Here is a 17,047-nt window from a genome sequence, read left to right on the forward strand (position 1 = left end):
AAGAGAGCCAAAAGGATTAAGCGTTAGTAATAAAACTCCTCTTTCTTCTCTTTCTTTCTTTGCGCTCTTTGCGTCCTTTGCGGTTAAAAAAAAGAAAAATTTATGAATCTTGAAGTTGACCAAAAATTAAATTTAATCCGCAACGCTTTAAGTGAAACTGAAGCTCAAGGAATTCGCCTCAAAGGAACAGACTGGTTTGCTTGGGCAACTGCTGGCGCTTCCCACACGGTTTTATTAACAGCAGAAACTGGAGTTGCGGAAGTTTTAGTAACTCAAGAAAATGCCTGGATACTAACAAATGAAATTGAAGCCCAACGCTTCAAAGATGAAGAAATACCCGCTAATTTCCAGTTTTTTATCTATCCTTGGGCAGATGATTCTCAGTGCGAAAATTTTATAAAGGAAGTTACTAATGGGGGGAAAGTGTTGAGCGATCGACCAATTCCCCACGTAGAAAAGCGATTACCCCCATCTTTACAACAGCATAAACGAGTGATGATGCCCAGTGAATTAGAACGTTATCGCGAAATCGGGCGGAAGGCGAGTGAGGCGATGACGGAAGTGTTAAAAGCTGCTAATTCTAATTGGACAGAATACCAACTTGCAGGTGCGGGTGCAGAAGCTTTATGGGCGAGAGGTTTACATCCAGCTTTAACTTTGGTGGCTGGGGAAAGGCGTTTACCGCTTTATCGTCATGCTACACCAACTGGGGAAAAGATTGGGCGACAAGCGATGTTGGTTTTTTGCGCTAGGGGTTATGGTTTATTTGCCAATCTTACCCGATTTGTGGTTTTTGGTGGGTTGAAAGATGAAGACGCAAATTTACATCGTCATGTTAGAGAAATTGAAGCAGAAGCGTTGAATTCTTGTCAACCTGGAACATCTTTAAATGTGGTTTATGATGTTTTAGCAAATGCTTATGAAAAGCACGGTTTTCCTAATGCGATTCGCGAACATCATCAAGGGGGAACTACAGGTTATTTGGCGCGAGAAGTTGTGGCGAATCCCACTACTACTGATACTTTAGAAGCAAATATGGCTATGGCTTGGAATCCTAGTTTACCCGGAGCTAAAATTGAAGATACTTTTGTGATTCTTGAGGATGGAAAGTTGGAAAATCTGACTCTCGATCCTAATTGGCCTAGTATTGAAGTAGAAGGAAGATTGCGTGCTGTTCCTTTGGAGATTGGATAATTTAAAACGCAGATAAAGGCAGATGAACGCAGATGAACGCAGATAATATGGCGATATTTGGTAAGTTATGAAAACATTTGAAGATGTATTTAGTACTCAACCGAACATAGAAGCTAGCGCCCCCGGCAGAGTGAATTTGTTGGGCGAACATACTGATTATAATGATGGTTTTGTTCTTCCTACTGCTATTCCCCAAAAAACAACTGTGCAGTTGGGTTTTAGTCATGACGAACAACACCATTTTTATTCAGCAGAACTTGACGAAAAAGTTAGTATTGCCAAAAACGATCCTAAGCCTGAAGGTTTTGCTAGTTATATTTTTGGCTGCATCGAACTCGTAGAAAAAGCCAGATTTTCAGTTCCACCACTAAATTTATATGTTACATCTTCCGTTCCAATGGGTTCGGGTTTGTCTAGTAGTGCTGCTTTAGAAGTTAGCACTTTACGCGGATTAAAATTACTCTTGAATTTACCCATTGATGATGTGCAAATTGCCCAAATTGCCCAAATTGCAGAAATTAATTATGCTGGGGTACAATGCGGAATTATGGATCAAATGGCTTCGAGTTTAGCCGATCGCCATTCCATGCTATTCTTAGATACTAGAACGCTCGATCGCCAAATTCTCCCCTTCCCCCCAAACGCTGAAATTGTCATCATCGATAGCGGTGTACCTCGCACATTAGCTGGAAGTGGTTATAACCAAAGACGCGCAGAATGTGAAGAAGCAGCGCGAATTTTGGGAGTCAAAGCATTAAGAGATATTGCCGACCCAGAAATAGTAGAATCTTTACCAGAACCTTTGCGTCGTCGCGCCCGTCATGTTGTTACTGAAGATAACCGAGTTTTAGAAGCAATTAAAGGAGTTTCACCCCAACGTTTTGGCGAATTAATGAATGCTTCCCATGCTAGTTTACGCGATGATTACGAAGTTTCTGTCCCAGCTTTGGATACTTTAGTGGCAATTTTGCAGGAAACTCCTGGTGTTTTTGGCGCACGTTTGACGGGTGCAGGTTTTGGGGGTGCTTGTGTTGCTTTGGTGGAAGAAGGGAGGGGAGGAGCGATCGCACAAACCACCCTAGAAAGTTATAATCAAGCAGGTCATACCGGAAAAATTTTAGTTCCCCAAATCGATTAACCTTTACCTATTCCTACACTATCCCCCGATTTTGAAGGCCATCTCACTGTTAGAATAGTAGAATCTGATTCTGCTACCCAAGTATGAGGTACGCCGGGACACCAAAGCACATAATCCCCCTGATTAGATAAGACAACTTCTGATTCTAGGAATTGCACGCGAAATCTTCCCCCAATCAAAATCGAAACTGTAGTCGCTTCCGCATTCATCGCCCATTCGCGCCTACCTTCTCCTGCTTGATGAACAGTCCATTTCACTTCTACGTCAGAGGTAAAACGAGGGTCATCATCTGGCATAAAATAACCAATAAACCAACCCCGGTGTTCTGTTCCATCTTTTTGGGCATTTCCAAATACAATTTTAGATTGCATTCATCAACTCTAACTTTCTACGTTGCTTTCAGCCTCAAAGAAGCTCTGACTCTTGCCATTAATTCATCATACTCGATCGGCTTCCGCACAAAGTCATTAGCCCCTAAATCTAAAGCTTGGGCTGCATTCATATTCTCATAAGCAGTAATTAGTACGATCGGAATAAAAGGCAAATCTTTTTGTTCTCGAATGCGTCGAGTTAATTCATAGCCATCCATTCCAGGCATCATCGCATCCAGTAAAATTAAATCTGGTGGCGTAGATTGTACCTTCTCTAAGGCTACTTTACCATTATTAGCAGTATCAACTACATATCCCTCTTCTACTAAAATCGCTTCTAGAAGAGATATATTGTCCTGCATATCATCAACAATTAAGATCCGTTTCAGTTGGGTTTTAGTTGGAGAAGAAATCATAATTAGCCTTCTAATTTAGCAAAAAACACTAAATGAAATTTGCAATTAACAGGTTTCCCAATTGTATCTTACTATATTTTTATTCTATTTACCTCATACCTAAAGTAGATTTTGCTAAGAAGGCTCCCAGAAAGAACTTTTTGAGTTTGAGTTAAAGTCCTTGCTTTTCTTCAATGTAATAATTATTACAATCGTTCTTCATTTTAATCTTTTTCTCTAGTTGTAAGTCCTGAGAAATATTAGTAGTAACTTTAAATTAAAACTCAGTTGTCTTAACACTTGATTATATGAATTACGAACAACAAAACGTTTAAAGCGAACAGGGGAAAGATGAGGATTTTTCGGCTACCAACCCAAGCGGGGACAAGGCAATATAAAAAACCTTGTTCCCTTTCCTCATTTTTCCATCCTAATAGTATCTATTGGGAGAGCAATAGTCTAAACAATTAATTGCTTCTTCTGTAAGGGCTGCTTTAGGATGCAAGGTACATTTCAGGTGATAATCACCCGTAAAATATTGACAGTTGGCACAGGGAATTTGATGCAGGCGCTTTCCTGTGTTAACTGCATCTTGGATAGCGTTCCAGATTGTCCACAATACTAAAAAAATCAATGAAACTGAAGCTATAAGGCTAATCACAATTACCCCATCATTATAAACATTGATGAATCTTTACCCTACAAGTATCCATAATAATTCTCTAACATTACCTTCTTCTTAAGAAAGATTTTAATTCTCTTGAATAACTGTATTCTTCATCACATTCATGTAATTAACAAAGTGTGAAACCCTAGTAATTGCTAGTATTATAAAAGCGAATATAAGCGCTATTTTTATTTATTTACTCTGTCTATCGAAAGATGAATATAATAGTAAATATTGGGAGTATGTTAGCGGGAAATTTGTTATCAAAAAAGCGCTCCGAAGTCTAATGTGTGGCTTACTGGCTTAATCCTATCGCACTAAGAGTGCGATAGGATTAAGCCAGTAAAGAATTTGCTGCATGAACAATTCAACCCTGGAGGATTTATGCTAATCCAGAAAATCATACAAGAACTAAAAGATATACCAGAAGAGAAGCTTACAGAAATTTATGATTTAATTCACGACTTCCGTTTAGGCTTAAATCAAGAAGACACCCAACCTCGTACCCCTGGACTACTAATAGGACAAGGAAAAGATTTTATTCATGTTCATCATTTAATACCTTTATCTGAAATTAATCAAGAATATGAAGTTGATCCTATTAAAGATTTGCGTCCACTTTGTCCAAATTGTCATGCTATGATTCACAGAAAACACCCTCCATTTACTATAGAGGAAATTAAGAATTTAATAAATAAAAATAGTTAAATTTATCTTCCTGCGATCGCTTTTAGGGGAGTTTGGGGTGCGATTGCTTTTTTGAAGGAAGTTGGGATGTGATCGCTCTTTTGGGGAGTTAGGAGTGCGATCGCTTTTGTAAGGGAGCGAAAGGTTAAGCATTTTTTACCTTAAACTCCAGTTGCTAAGAGCAAAGCCAGATCCCCGACTTCTTCAAGAAGTCGGGGATCTGTGCAAGGGAATTACATGGACTGGTAAAGGCAAGGTTTTTAATGTTAGGGGAACAAAATATCTACTATAAACTACGCTCTGATTGCCCCAGTTCGATCGCCAATAGATATCTTGAATTACTGCTTTAGCATCGTCATTTTCGCTTGACCAACGGAAAGAAACCAACCCAAAATTAGCTAACCCTACAACTTCTTCTCCTTCTTGAAACCAGCGTTGCCATAACCAAGATGTTGAATTCGAGCTTTTCTTATGAGAAAATGAAGCATAATTTTTGGCTTTTTCCCAAGCAGCTGGTTGGGCTTTTTGGCGTTTGATCCATTCGGTACGATACCACCAATCTGGGAGAAATTCTTGGTGGTTAACTGCGATCGACCAATAAACTTCTTGATTATGCCAATTACCTGCATCAACTTCACGTAATAAAGGAATTTCTGGTGAGTTTTCTAGCTGATAAACTTGGATTTTTTCTTGAATTCTTTGTACTTCAAACAATTCTGGTTGCTGATTCCAGCCAGCCCAAACTTCTGGTTGTTGGAGTGCTAAAGAAGATATTTTTGTATGCACTAATTTAGTTGTAAATTCTTCATTTTTGAAAGCACTTGCGGTTAATTGTACTATAATTTTAGGAGAGGTTTTATTGAGATTACGTTCACAATAATTAATTGTAACTGCACCGGAATAGTGAATATCACCAGTTAAAATTATCACGCGATCGCGCTGTTCCAATAAGTAAGAAAGCAATTTACCAAAACCGACTTTATTAAAGTTCCAAGAATCTCCTACATCGCTATTAAAAATCCGCTCGATATCATCAACTTGATGTCGTTTCCAATCCCAATTTTGAAAACTATCCACAAATGACAAACTAACTAAATTGGTGGGAATCACAACTAAAGTAGCCTCAATTTGTGAATTATCTGTTTCTTGAAGTGGTTGTTGAATTTGCTTTTTAAACGCAGTCGGACTTAATAACATTGGCGGATCGGTTGTTTTATTTTCACCTTTGGTATAACCGCGCCAAGTGCGTGTATCAAGAACAATCACTTCATGTTTAAAACTTCTGATAGTATAGTACCAAATTAAAGCCTGCGTACCATCTGAATGTTGACGATTTAAAATTAAGGTATTTTCATCTTCTTGGTAACGTAACTTTGGCGAAATATCAACAGGCATCCCTAAATATTTAGCTACATTCTCCCAAGCATTTGTGTTTTTTCCTCCTGACATTAACCAACGTTTTGCTGCTAGTAATAAATTTTCTCCCGGTTGTCCAGGTTGAAATTGTTCAGGAGTATTTCCCCAAGCTTGAAATATAGCATAAGCTAACATTGCGTTTTGCACTGCACGCTTACCAAGGGGTTTACTTAAAACGCGATCGCACCATTCCCGATTTAAAAACCAATCATCAGTCACATCATGATCGTCACAAATCATGTAAGTTGAGATGTTGGCAAGCGATCGTCTAACTTTCCAAATATCATTAGCAAATTCCAAGACAACTGCCGCTTCCTCATCCCAAAATTTAGCCTTTTTCCGGTTATTTCTAACTTTTTCACCTGTGGGAAAACGATTAGGCCAAACAATAGGCGACCAAGCAAACAAATACATAGCAAAGTATTCGCCCAAACCAAAAAGATGACTCTTTGCCTTTTCTGGTTTATTCACAAACATCGCAGTGAAACCGCCATAATCTTTGGCAATATCAGTCCGTTCTCCAGGGAATAATTCACTAACTTTTATATCTTCAATTTCGCCATCTCCTAATTGTTGTAAAGGCAGCTTTTCTTCCCAACCCAATAACGTATTACCTGCATCTGTTACTGCCCAAAGTAGGGGATCTGCTACATCATCACCGTAGATTTGATCGCCTGTTAAAAACAATTGTTGGGGACGATTTAAAGCTTGATTAGCCGAGTGACTAATTAGATCGTCTAATATTGTTAAAGCATCCCGTCCCCCACCATGAGGTTTTCGACAAGAACCATGCACAATTCGTAAATAATTTAAATCATCGGGTGGCATGGCAAAAGTGGGTAATTGATGGGAAAAATAACTAATTGTTACTTCGGGAAAACCGCTTTCAAAGTTTAACGCTTCTGCTAAATTATTGTTACCAAATTCTAAATCATAAGCATAAATTTGCCCTGGTTGGAGTAGGTTTTGTCCTGCCAGATGAGGTTTAGCGGTAACAGCAACTACATGAAGAAATTGACCCAATGGTATTGTGTAACTTTTACCAAACAACAATAATCGATCGATAACTTCACCATTACCGTTAACTGTAGAGTAAACTTTTAGTGTTACATTGCGCGGTTCTTTTAAAGCTACCCAAACAGTAACGGCGTTTGGTTCTGTTCGCCGCAAAATTGGGCCTGCGAGAATTAGGGGTAGGCGATCGATGCGATCGCACAAAGGTGTCCATGACATAAATAATCTATCTCCCAACATAATCGCCAAGCGGCCTAATCTCTAAACCACTTTAATATATTTACTCACAGATAGCAGTCTTAACAGTATATTTTTACGAAGCGAAATGGTTTTATTTCAAAAATCAATCTTCAGAATGATAAATTTTCCTGAATCACATGGCAGTCTGAAATAAAGATATTAGGTATAAATTTATGCCATACCAACAAATTGCCGATTTACCAGACTCAGTAAAAAATCATTTACCTAAACACGCCCAAGAGATTTTTTTAGCAGCATTTAATAGTGCAACAGAAGAATACGACGAAGAAGAAACCGCTTTTAAAGTTGCTTGGAGTGCAGTAAAACATCAATACGAAAAAGGCAGTAATGGCAATTGGCATAAAAAAGCAGAATAGAGTGCGATCGCGCCTTAGTAAACGATTGTATTTATAGCAAATCTCAACAATACTTAGAGCCAATACTTAACGAAACTAAAAATAGTTTTGGGTAAATTTGTGTACAAAATAGATCGGTAGTATTGGAGAATAACCATGTCTGAACCTACCCGCCGCCCTTTACCATTAATTTTGATTCGAGGTTTTGGGGGATTCGATACATCGGACGAGAAAAAAAATGCTTACCAGGGTTTTACTGAAGGCACAGTTTACCCGCAAAAACAAGGGGAAAATTATATATATGAAGGTTTAATCCTGCGGTTTATGAAATCAAACTGGAAGTACCAAGACGCGACCAATGTTGTTGGGTACTATAACAACGTTATCGATCGCGAACCCTTAATTCCTGAAAAATTGCAGCGCTACAAAGATCCAAATATTATCGCTAAATTTATGCACTTTAAAGAGTTAGGTTATTTTTCAGGAGATAAAGTTATTATAGACGCAGGCATGGCGCTGAATCTGTTAGAAAATTCCGCAGATATTTCCAATTCTATTTGGATATTTCGTTACTATGATTTGGACGATCGAGTTTACGAAACCTATGGCAAAGCACTTGTCCGCTTAATAGATTTTATTATAGAACTAACATCGCTTAAGACAGATCGTAAGCCAAAAGTTAATATTATTGCCCATTCTATGGGGGGTTTGTTAGTGCAACAAGCCGTGCAAGTTACTTATCCAGAACAGCGAAGAAAAGCCGAGGACTATATTAACAAAATAGTCACTCTTGGTACACCCCACCAAGGCGTTACTATCCAAATTATCAAAAATTGGCTTAACATCGCAGCTGCGGATGATTTAAAACATTTTAATCCAGATTTTATGGGAGATAAAAATAACCCCATATCCTACAATAATTTTGGCAAACATTTCCCTCTACATCGCCTCCTAACGATAGTGGGAACCAATTATCGCAGCTACAATAACGCCATATCTTCTAGATTCAACCGATTATTTTCTCTGGAAGATGAGCTAGGGATAAACTACAATCGTAGTGATGGTTTAGTTAAACAAAATGCGGCACAAATTCCCGGTTCAGCCAGAACTTTTGTTCACAAATGTCACGGAGGACCAGATTCCCTGCTGACAGCAAGAGAAAGTTTTGAAATAGCAACCCGCTTCTTTTTTGGCAACGTGCGAGTCAGATTACGTTTTGTCAAAGGTACGGTGACTCGCGGTAAAGATTTCTTTGGAAAAAGCGAGTTTTTCTTGGGTGTTTCTATTAAACCGCGTGGGGTAGACTTTGAACTTTTCCATCAAAGCAGAGAGGCAGAAAACTGTTATGGCCCATTCAAAAAAGTTGCAGAACAGGATAAAAATATCAACTTTAGCGAACAAAATCAGGAAATGACTTTTCCTTGGGCTGATGATAATAAGTTGATTTGGGAAGGGTACTTAAACATTATACCGATTCTCAAAGATGAGAGTATTATCAATAAAGATATGGTAATCCGGTTAGATTTTTATGTGGGAGAACGGGATTTATTTGGTATTGGTTTTTCGGACAATATCATTTTCCACAAACAATACTATATCCGCACTTTGTTCCCAACTGAAAATCAATCAAATTTACTTTTATACCGACACACAGATGAGCAATTTGTTGATCCTAATTTCCAACCCCCAGAAGAAGACAAAATGCCTTATCTAAATGGTGGATGGCAATTTGATGTCAAAGGAACTGGTTTTGAGGCAACTTTTCGGATAGAAATTGATGAAATTCCTGAAGATGGTGAAGCAATACCTTTTGTAATGAATTAGGGAAAAATTTTGGTTGGGTTGTGCCATAGCTAAACCCAACCAAAGTATTGAGAATTGACAAGACTTTTAGATCCGATCGCACAGGTTATAATTAAAAACGAACAAGTTACGTAGTTAGCAGCAAAATGACATCAGAATTCAATTTCTTTTCACACTGGTATCCGCTTTCACCGCTCGAAGACCTCGACCCAAATCAACCAACAGCGGTAACTATTTTAGGATTGCGATTGGTAATTTGGCAGCCTAAATCATCTGAAACTTTTCGGGTATTTTTAGACCAATGTCCCCATCGTCTAGCCCCATTAAGTGAAGGGAAAGTAGACGAAAAAACGGGTAATTTAATGTGCAGTTATCACGGTTGGCAATTTGATGCCCAAGGAAATTGTACCCGCATTCCCCAAGCAGAAAACCCCGAATTAGTAGCCCAAAAAGCAAAATATCTTTGTGCAGTAACCTTACCAAGTCGTCAGGAACAAGATTTATTATGGGTATGGCCTGATGTTAATTCAGCTGCACTAGCTGAATCAGTTCCATTACCCTTATCGCCCCAAGTAGATGCAAGTAAAGGATTTGTTTGGTCTTCCTTTGTGCGCGATTTAGAGTATGATTGGCAGACATTAATTGAGAATGTTTGCGACCCCAGTCACGTTCCGTTTGCCCATCACGGAATACAAGGAAATCGCGAAAAACCCAGACCAATTTCGATTACAATTAGTGAATCAACTCCTAACTTAATTACTGCTAAAAGTAGCAGGAGTTCGATTACCTTTGAACCGCCTTGTAGGTTAGAATATACAATTAAATTTGGTGAAACAAAGCAAGTTGGTTTAGTTACTTATTGTATACCTACAACTCCGGGTAAATCGAGAATAGTTGCTCAGTTTCCCCGTAATTTTGCCAAAAATATAGTTAAATTAATACCTCGTTGGTGGGATCATATTAATAACCGCAATGCTGTATTAGATGGAGATATGATTTTACTCCAACAGCAAGAGTACTTTTTGCACCAAAAACAAAAACAGCAAAAAGAAAATTGGCAAAATGCTTATAAAATGCCGACAAGTGCCGATCGCTTAGTAATCGAGTTTCGCAAATGGTTTGATAAGTACGCTGATGGCAAGTTACCTTGGGATGAAGTAGGAATTACTGTTAAAGAAACAGCGGAAATTTCGGGCGATCGACAATTTGCACTAGACCGATATAAACAGCATACACAGCATTGTCAAAGCTGTCGAACAGCACTTTCAAAAGTGAAACTTCTGCAAACTTTGTTGTTAGGATATGTGGCAATTAGCGTTCCAGTAGTAGCGGTATTACCAGATGCAGTTAGAATGAAGTTTGGGTTGCCTTTGATAGTGCTAGTTTTGTTAAATTTAGGAATTTATAGTTGGCTGAAATTTTGGTTAGAACCAAAGTTTTATTTTGTTGATTACGTCCACGCAAAAAGGTAATCATGGTTAATCCAGTTGTATAATTGATGATAGGAAAATCCGATTTATCAATTATTACAACCAGGAGGTTGACTATGGTAGCTACTCCTCAACCTAAATACATGACTCCCCAAGAATATTTAGATTGGGAAGAACAACAACCAATTAAATACGAATATGTCAACGGTGAAGTGTATGCCATGACTGGGGGTACACTCGCCCATAATTCGATCGCCCTTAATTTAGCCTCAAACCTAAAAACTCACGTCAGAGGTAAAGGGTGTAAAGTATTTATGGCAGATGCCAAACTTGGTGTATCTGAAAATGGCCCTTTTCACTATCCTGATGTGATGGTAACTTGCGACGAAAGAGACAGAAACGCCAAGAAAGTTATCTATCATCCTTCTATAATTGTGGAAGTTCTTTCTCCGAGTACAGAGAGTTTTGACCGAGGTAAAAAATTCCAACAATATCGCCGCATTTCCACTCTCAGAGAATACGTTTTAATCAGTGCAGAACAGATAACTGTGGAAGTTTTTAGATTAAACGATCGAGGAATTTGGGAACTTTATACTTATACAGAAGGAGAAGAGATTTATTTAAGTAGCGTTGATTTTCGGTGTGCGATCGAACTTTTGTATGAGGATGTTGTATTAGAAACTGAAGAAGAAACAGGTACGTAGTTGCGCTTTAGCGCCCAAGCGCAACTACGTACATGGCTAAATTCTACTATTTACTTTTCGCGAATCGAGCGATCAAAAGGTTAGAAAAATCTCCCCACAAATCCAATCGCCAGGGGTTTCTGAGCAGGTATCGGAGTAAGATTTTACTGGAGACACTGCTGCGGGGATGAAAGGGAATAAGTTGTGTAGTTTTTTCCACATCTCTAGGCCAACTTTCTTGTACAATCTTGATTACGCCCTGATTTTGGGCTAAGTTTCCTAAAGTCAAACCAGGAGTGAGATACCACCAAAGCATCCCACAGATTAACTTAGTAAATTGATCGGATTCATCAGATAAAGCTGATTCCAGTTCTAAAGCTGACGATCGCAAAAGAGTTCGATCGGAGTTACTTACTGCTTTTAAAACATCAGCCATTGGGCGAAAAACTGCCAATCGTTTTTTGAGTCGATCGACTTCTTGAGGACGAACGGCAATTCGATCGGCAAGCACAGTTTCGGAGGAAATCATTACTGTTGCAAAAAAACTTTGCGCCTTTTGCAATCGCCATTGATGACTAGTAGATTTATCCTGAATCCGGTAGCCGATCGTCACGCTACGATTTCTCACTAAAGGATAACAGACACTCAACCGAAACCACATATAAGCATCAGTACCACCCCAAAACTGAGTTGTCCAACCTCCGATTTCTTCTAATGCACTGCGTCGAATTAAAACAGATGCGGGAGCATGAATTTGATTGAGAGGGAACATATTCCAAGGGTCGAATAGTTCTGGCTTTACAGTTGGCGGTGAAAAAACTAAATCTCGATCGGATGTAAACAAACAATCCTTAGCTACAGCAGCCGATGATTCTGGATATTGTTCTAAAAGGCTACTGAGAATTTGTAAGTGATCGGGATGCCAAATATCATCTTGATCGAGAAATGTTACTAAAGAAGCTGTGGTTTGTTGGAAACCAAAATTCCGGGCAAACTGGCAACCTTTCTGCGGATTACGCAACAGTTTCGCCCCGGAAAAAGACTTAACTATTTCTGGCGATCGATCTTCGGAACCGTCATCTACAACAATTACTTCTGTGGGCAATTTCGACTGGGAAAAAACCGCTTCTAGGGTTTGGCGAATCCATAACTCGCCATTAAATAAGGGAATAACAACAGCAATATCCATAAATTAATAATTTGTCTGCTTAAGTAACGCGATCGAGTAAAGGTTGATTGTTGATAAATCGAACTAGTTGTTGTTCGCAAAATTGTTCCATCATTGCTGAACGTTCGTAATGATGCGCCGCTACATGAGGGGTAACGATCAGCCCGGGAGTTTGCCAAAAGGGGTCTGCGGAACTAGTGGGTTTTGGATAGAGTACATCAAGGGCTGCACCACCGAGATGTCCAGCAGACAGGACTCGACAGAGGTCAGCACTCACCAGTGTTTCTCCTCGACCGACATTAACGATGATGGCATGACTGGGAAGCGCCCGCATTGCAGTTTCATTAAACAGGTCGCGGGTTTCTTCTGTGTGAGGTAAGGCGAGAAAACACCAATCCATGTCAGGGAGTAGACTGAACCAAGATTGACGATCGCAAAGATCGTCAAACTCAGCTAAAGTTTCCCCATTCACCGTTCGTTTTACGCCAGTTACCTTAATCCCATCTGCTTTAAGTAACTTGGCAATGGCGCGACCAATATTTCCCGTACCAAAGACGATCGCTTGACGGGGAAGCGGTAACCAGTCAAAGGTTTGGTTCCAAATCCCCGCTTTTTGGTACTCTAAAGCTTGAGGCAAACAACGCACCATTGCCCAAGCTAATGTTACTGCGTGTCGAGCAATGACGAAACTTTGTAAGGTCATGCGAGTCAGCATCACTTGACGTTGGGCTAACTCAACACAAGGTAAACGATCGACACCACTAGCGGTTGATTGCACCCAACGGAGATTTTGAGTATAAGGAAGAGATTGGATTAGGTAACGATGACCAAAAATCACATCTGCATCTTTAGCCGCTGCGATCGCCGTTTCCTCACTTTCGGCTACACTTACCCGGATTGAAGGTTCAATAGCAGTTAATCTTTGTAAGTGTTCTTCGCTGGGCTTGTGCGTACTGTACATTAACAAGATGTGCATAGATTCTTCAACTTTTGGCAATTCTTTTAAGCGGAAACTTGAGTTGGCGAAGGGGAGGATGGATAAACTTGCGATCGAGTTTCTTGGATTCTCTCCATAAATAATTTGTGATCCTGTAAAATAGCTTCCGGTTGACGACGACAAGCAGCCGACCAAACAGCACCAACAGCTTCAATTTCTGCATTTAGATCCCGTCCTTGAATCTCTCGTTTGAAACTGCGTCTGAGAAAACTTAAGTGACAACCCAAACGCGCCATTTCTGATAAAAGTTCGACAAACGGAATAGGTTTTCCCCCGCCAATTACTGTTACTCCGCCAAATCCTACCTGGCGATCGCTTAAAATATCAAAAATTCGCTCCACTGTGCCATCAGCTACCCCTTCCCACAGCCACTTGCTTTGCCGAGAAATCATTAAATCATTCAGACCAATATAAGCAAAACTCCAGCCAAGATCTCGTAAACTATGACAGTGTTCAACTAAAGGTTGAGTTTCAATTTGGATCGCCGTTTCTGCTCTGCCATTGACCAGTTTAATAAAACGTTCTATCTCGCTGGGATGTTCTGCCATAGGTAGCATGATGATTTTCGCGCCGTTATCAATAGCTGTTTTGATTTCCCGATCGCTATTTTCGTCTAAAGCATTAATTCTCACTGTAACTGGGATCGTCAAAACTTCAGCTAATGCCGCCACATCTTCTGGCGTATCACAATTTATTTCCGTGGCATAATTCGTTTGGCGATCGCCTTTACCCTTTTGTTCCCAGTCTACAATTATGCTGTCCACACCTGCGGTTTCAGCTTGTTTAGCTAAGGATAAATCTGTGCTAAACAAAAACAATTTTAGCTTTTTTTCCATAACAAAGTGCAATGAGTTTTTGGGTATCTTGTTGATTCCGCTAAGATTTGAGCAGAGATTTTTTCTAAAATAGACAATTCTTGAATGTTTTTCTTTTAATTATAAAGGAATTTTGCTAAACTTTATTTATATATATATTAAGTAAATCGTTAATTTTTGCTTTGTTATCTAACTTTTTCATAAGATTCTTTATCAGCACATCTGCGATAGCGATACCGGGAATTATAACTAAAATTTCGACTTCAGCTACCTTTACTGAAGACGGACTTAGCTGGCGGTTTTGATCCTAATGAATATCCCTTAAGCGTGTTCAAACAGGGGATAAAAACAGGTAATCCTGTGTGGACTTGGGGTGGAAGCGATTAAAAATTGATACTTCCCCTAAGCACCTGACGGTGCAGCGAGAGCATTCATCCGACGCTTTTAGGTGAGTAAATTGTTTTGGTGAGGAGTCTGGAGTCAGGTCACTTCCTTTTTAGGAACTCGAATCGCTACCATTAATTTTCCTTGATTACTCCTACTGTAATTATGTACAATTTTTGCCTGGGTTTTACTTAAGAAGTATTATCTCTAACTTTCATGTTAAAAATGCGTTATTCTCTTAGAAGTATTAGCTGAGCAAAATAGTAAAATTTGTAAATTTTTTAGTAATTTTGCACAAAGTAAGTATTTATCTATATAGGTTTAAGTTAAAAAAGTATTGGGCTAAAATATGGTCACTTATACGACCTGATGCCCAAACTTATCTCTAAATTTAAAATAGGAGAAAATATGTTGATTCGCCACCATTTATTAATTGCTATTACCACAATGACACTGCTGGGAACAGCAACCGTCACACCTGCACAAGCTTTTACCTTAAGCTTTCAATCAACTGATGGAAAGGTGACAGGTAACATAATTAGTCAAAATGATTGGCAGTCTAATTTGAACAATACAGGGTCGTCTAGTCTTTCCATTACAGGACAAGGGTGGAGTTTCTCCGGTCCGTTTAATTGGTTTCCAGGGATGCAGATGGGAAGTCAATGGTCTTTTAGGTCAACTCAAGGATTTGGATACGTACAACCAAATCCCTGGTATAACTATAACCCGACCGACTTCATACCTTTTCCTTATATAGAGCCTGTTAATAATATGCCACCTGGTCTTCCTCGGACTTGGTTTATTTTGTCAAGAACAAACACAAACCCAAGTATTAGCCTGTTTTGTCACTCTGATTCCGATTGTTTAGGAGATTCCGGTACAATAACACTAAATATGTCTTTTCGTGATTATGGAATGAATCGCTTGTACTCTTGGGTTGGGTATAGTGGACAGATCAGAGTAACTGCATGGAATCCTACTGGTACTTCGATTCCTATCACTCCTTTGCCAACAAATTCTGTTCCAGAACCTTCATCTGCATTGGCGTTTTTATTATTGGGTGGTGGTTGGTTGCTAGGGCGAAAATTGGCGATTAACTAATCTCAATTTCTGCAACAATTGCTTTCCCAATTTCAATGGAAGCAGTTGCCGCTGGCGAAGGTGCATTACAAATGTGCATGGCATTTTCCCCTTTAATAATCAAAAAATCATCCACTAAAAACCCATCATTCATTAATGCTTGGGCACGAACTCCTGCATGAGTCGGAATGACATCTTCCGATCGAATTTCAGGAATCAATCTTTGCAAACTTTGGACGAAAACTTCTTTACTAAAAGAGCGAATGATTTCCTGAATTCCTTCGTCATAATACTTCGCTGCTAATTTCCATAAACCTGGATAGGTGATTATTTCGACAAAATCTTTGAAGTCAAAATCAGTTTTTTTGTAACCTTCGCGCCGCCACCCTAAAACCGCATTTGGCCCAGCGTGAACGCTGCCGTCAATCATCCGGGTAAAATGCACGCCTAAAAAGGGAAATTCTGGATTGGGAACCGGATAAATTAAATTTTTAACTAGATGGCGTTTTTCGGGAGTTAATTCATAGTATTCTCCCCGAAATGGGATAATTTTGGCTTGGGGATCGACTCCACCTAATTTGGCAATGCGATCGCTCTGCAAACCCGCACAATTAATGATAAACTTAGTCTCAAAACTCCCTTGATTAGTTTCTAATATCTGACCATTACTAGTACTAATAATATTTAAAACTTTAGTATTAAGCCGTAAATCTCCACTATGAAGTTGAATCAATTCAGCATATTTTTGACAAACTTGGCGATAGTCAACGATTCCGGTTGAGGTTACTTTAATTCCCGCTAAACAACTAACATGAGGTTCTATTTCCCGAACTTCCGCTGCACTCAGTTTAGTGACGCTTAAGTTATTTTCTAAACCTCGATTGTAGAGATTTTCTAATAAAGGTAATTCTTTTGGGTCTGTAGCAACAATTACTTTACCGCAAACTTCATGGGCTATTCCATGCTGTTGACAAAATTTCACCATTGAGAGATTGCCAGCATGAGAAAGTTTCGCCTTCAGACTCCCTGGTTTATAATAAATTCCAGAGTGAATTACGCCGCTATTATGTCCGGTTTGGTGATATGCCCAGCTACTTTCTTTCTCTAAGACTAAGATCCGAGAATTGGGGTAATTTTGTGCGATCGCCATTCCCGTAGCTAAACCAACTATTCCCCCACCAATAATTGCCAAATCATACATAAGTTGTA

At 39.3% G+C, this 17,047-nt stretch carries 15 protein-coding genes; 8 read left to right on the forward strand and 7 right to left on the reverse strand.

Features of this window, described 5'->3' with window-relative positions:
• The first annotated feature begins 102 nt into the window (after window positions 1-102).
• On the forward strand, window positions 103-1,194 hold the full coding sequence (locus ACE1CI_RS19215; RefSeq protein ID WP_413263120.1) for a M24 family metallopeptidase: 1,092 nt from the start codon (window positions 103-105) through the stop codon (window positions 1,192-1,194).
• A gap of 67 nt (window positions 1,195-1,261) precedes the next feature.
• Complete coding sequence (gene galK, locus ACE1CI_RS19220; RefSeq protein ID WP_413263121.1) at window positions 1,262-2,332, forward strand: galactokinase; 1,071 nt, start codon at window positions 1,262-1,264, stop codon at window positions 2,330-2,332.
• Here the strand turns inward: galK and ACE1CI_RS19225 are convergent.
• Both ACE1CI_RS19225 and ACE1CI_RS19230 read right to left on the reverse strand, forming a co-directional pair.
• Window positions 2,329-2,703, reverse strand: coding sequence for a signal peptidase I (locus tag ACE1CI_RS19225; protein WP_413263122.1), 375 nt, complete (start codon window positions 2,701-2,703; stop codon window positions 2,329-2,331). The genes galK and ACE1CI_RS19225 overlap by 4 nt on opposite strands.
• Before the next feature lie 17 nt (window positions 2,704-2,720).
• Complete coding sequence (locus ACE1CI_RS19230) at window positions 2,721-3,119, reverse strand: response regulator (RefSeq protein ID WP_413263123.1); 399 nt, start codon at window positions 3,117-3,119, stop codon at window positions 2,721-2,723.
• A gap of 997 nt (window positions 3,120-4,116) precedes the next feature.
• Here ACE1CI_RS19230 and ACE1CI_RS19235 point away from each other — a divergent pair.
• Window positions 4,117-4,473: an HNH endonuclease gene (locus ACE1CI_RS19235; protein ID WP_413263125.1), complete on the forward strand. Its 357-nt coding sequence runs from the start codon at window positions 4,117-4,119 to the stop codon at window positions 4,471-4,473.
• A 183-nt stretch (window positions 4,474-4,656) separates the two neighbouring features.
• Here ACE1CI_RS19235 and ACE1CI_RS19240 read toward each other — a convergent pair whose 3' ends face one another.
• Complete coding sequence (locus ACE1CI_RS19240) at window positions 4,657-7,101, reverse strand: metallophosphoesterase family protein (RefSeq protein ID WP_413263126.1); 2,445 nt, start codon at window positions 7,099-7,101, stop codon at window positions 4,657-4,659.
• Between the two features lie 194 nt (window positions 7,102-7,295).
• Here ACE1CI_RS19240 and ACE1CI_RS19245 point away from each other — a divergent pair, with 194 nt between their 5' ends.
• The 4 genes from ACE1CI_RS19245 (at window position 7,296) to ACE1CI_RS19260 (ending at window position 11,415) form a co-directional block, all read left to right on the forward strand.
• On the forward strand, window positions 7,296-7,499 hold the full coding sequence (locus ACE1CI_RS19245) for a ChaB family protein (RefSeq protein WP_413263127.1): 204 nt from the start codon (window positions 7,296-7,298) through the stop codon (window positions 7,497-7,499).
• A gap of 135 nt (window positions 7,500-7,634) precedes the next feature.
• Complete coding sequence (locus tag ACE1CI_RS19250) at window positions 7,635-9,302, forward strand: esterase/lipase family protein (RefSeq protein WP_413263128.1); 1,668 nt, start codon at window positions 7,635-7,637, stop codon at window positions 9,300-9,302.
• A 125-nt stretch (window positions 9,303-9,427) separates the two neighbouring features.
• Entirely contained in the window at window positions 9,428-10,753 is a 1,326-nt protein-coding gene (locus ACE1CI_RS19255) for an aromatic ring-hydroxylating dioxygenase subunit alpha (protein ID WP_413263129.1), read from the forward strand.
• A 74-nt stretch (window positions 10,754-10,827) separates the two neighbouring features.
• Entirely contained in the window at window positions 10,828-11,415 is a 588-nt protein-coding gene (locus tag ACE1CI_RS19260) for a Uma2 family endonuclease (RefSeq protein ID WP_413263130.1), read from the forward strand.
• Between the two features lie 46 nt (window positions 11,416-11,461).
• Here the strand turns inward: ACE1CI_RS19260 and ACE1CI_RS19265 are convergent, their stop codons facing one another.
• The 3 genes from ACE1CI_RS19265 to ACE1CI_RS19275 are packed head-to-tail and all read right to left on the reverse strand — an operon-like array spanning window position 11,462 to window position 14,395.
• The gene (locus tag ACE1CI_RS19265) at window positions 11,462-12,583 is read right to left on the reverse strand and encodes a glycosyltransferase family 2 protein (RefSeq protein ID WP_413263131.1); all 1,122 of its coding nucleotides are present in this window, start codon (window positions 12,581-12,583) and stop codon (window positions 11,462-11,464) included.
• Window positions 12,584-12,602: 19 nt separating this feature from the next.
• A complete protein-coding gene (locus ACE1CI_RS19270) occupies window positions 12,603-13,538 on the reverse strand; it encodes a D-2-hydroxyacid dehydrogenase (RefSeq protein WP_413263132.1) in 936 nt (311 codons plus the stop codon).
• A gap of 26 nt (window positions 13,539-13,564) precedes the next feature.
• A complete protein-coding gene (locus tag ACE1CI_RS19275; protein ID WP_413263133.1) occupies window positions 13,565-14,395 on the reverse strand; it encodes an aldolase/citrate lyase family protein in 831 nt (276 codons plus the stop codon).
• A gap of 771 nt (window positions 14,396-15,166) precedes the next feature.
• On the opposite strand from ACE1CI_RS19275, the gene ACE1CI_RS19280 reads away from it, so the two are divergent.
• Window positions 15,167-15,859: a PEP-CTERM sorting domain-containing protein gene (locus ACE1CI_RS19280; protein WP_496615576.1), complete on the forward strand. Its 693-nt coding sequence runs from the start codon at window positions 15,167-15,169 to the stop codon at window positions 15,857-15,859.
• Here the strand turns inward: ACE1CI_RS19280 and lhgD are convergent.
• On the reverse strand, window positions 15,852-17,039 hold the full coding sequence (gene lhgD / locus ACE1CI_RS19285; protein WP_413263135.1) for an L-2-hydroxyglutarate dehydrogenase: 1,188 nt from the start codon (window positions 17,037-17,039) through the stop codon (window positions 15,852-15,854). The two genes, ACE1CI_RS19280 and lhgD, sit on opposite strands and share 8 nt — an antisense overlap.
• Between the last annotated feature and the right edge of the window lie 8 nt (window positions 17,040-17,047).

Source organism: Floridaenema flaviceps BLCC-F50, assembly GCF_041929275.2.
Classification (GTDB): Bacteria; Cyanobacteriota; Cyanobacteriia; order Cyanobacteriales; family Aerosakkonemataceae; genus Floridanema; species Floridanema flaviceps.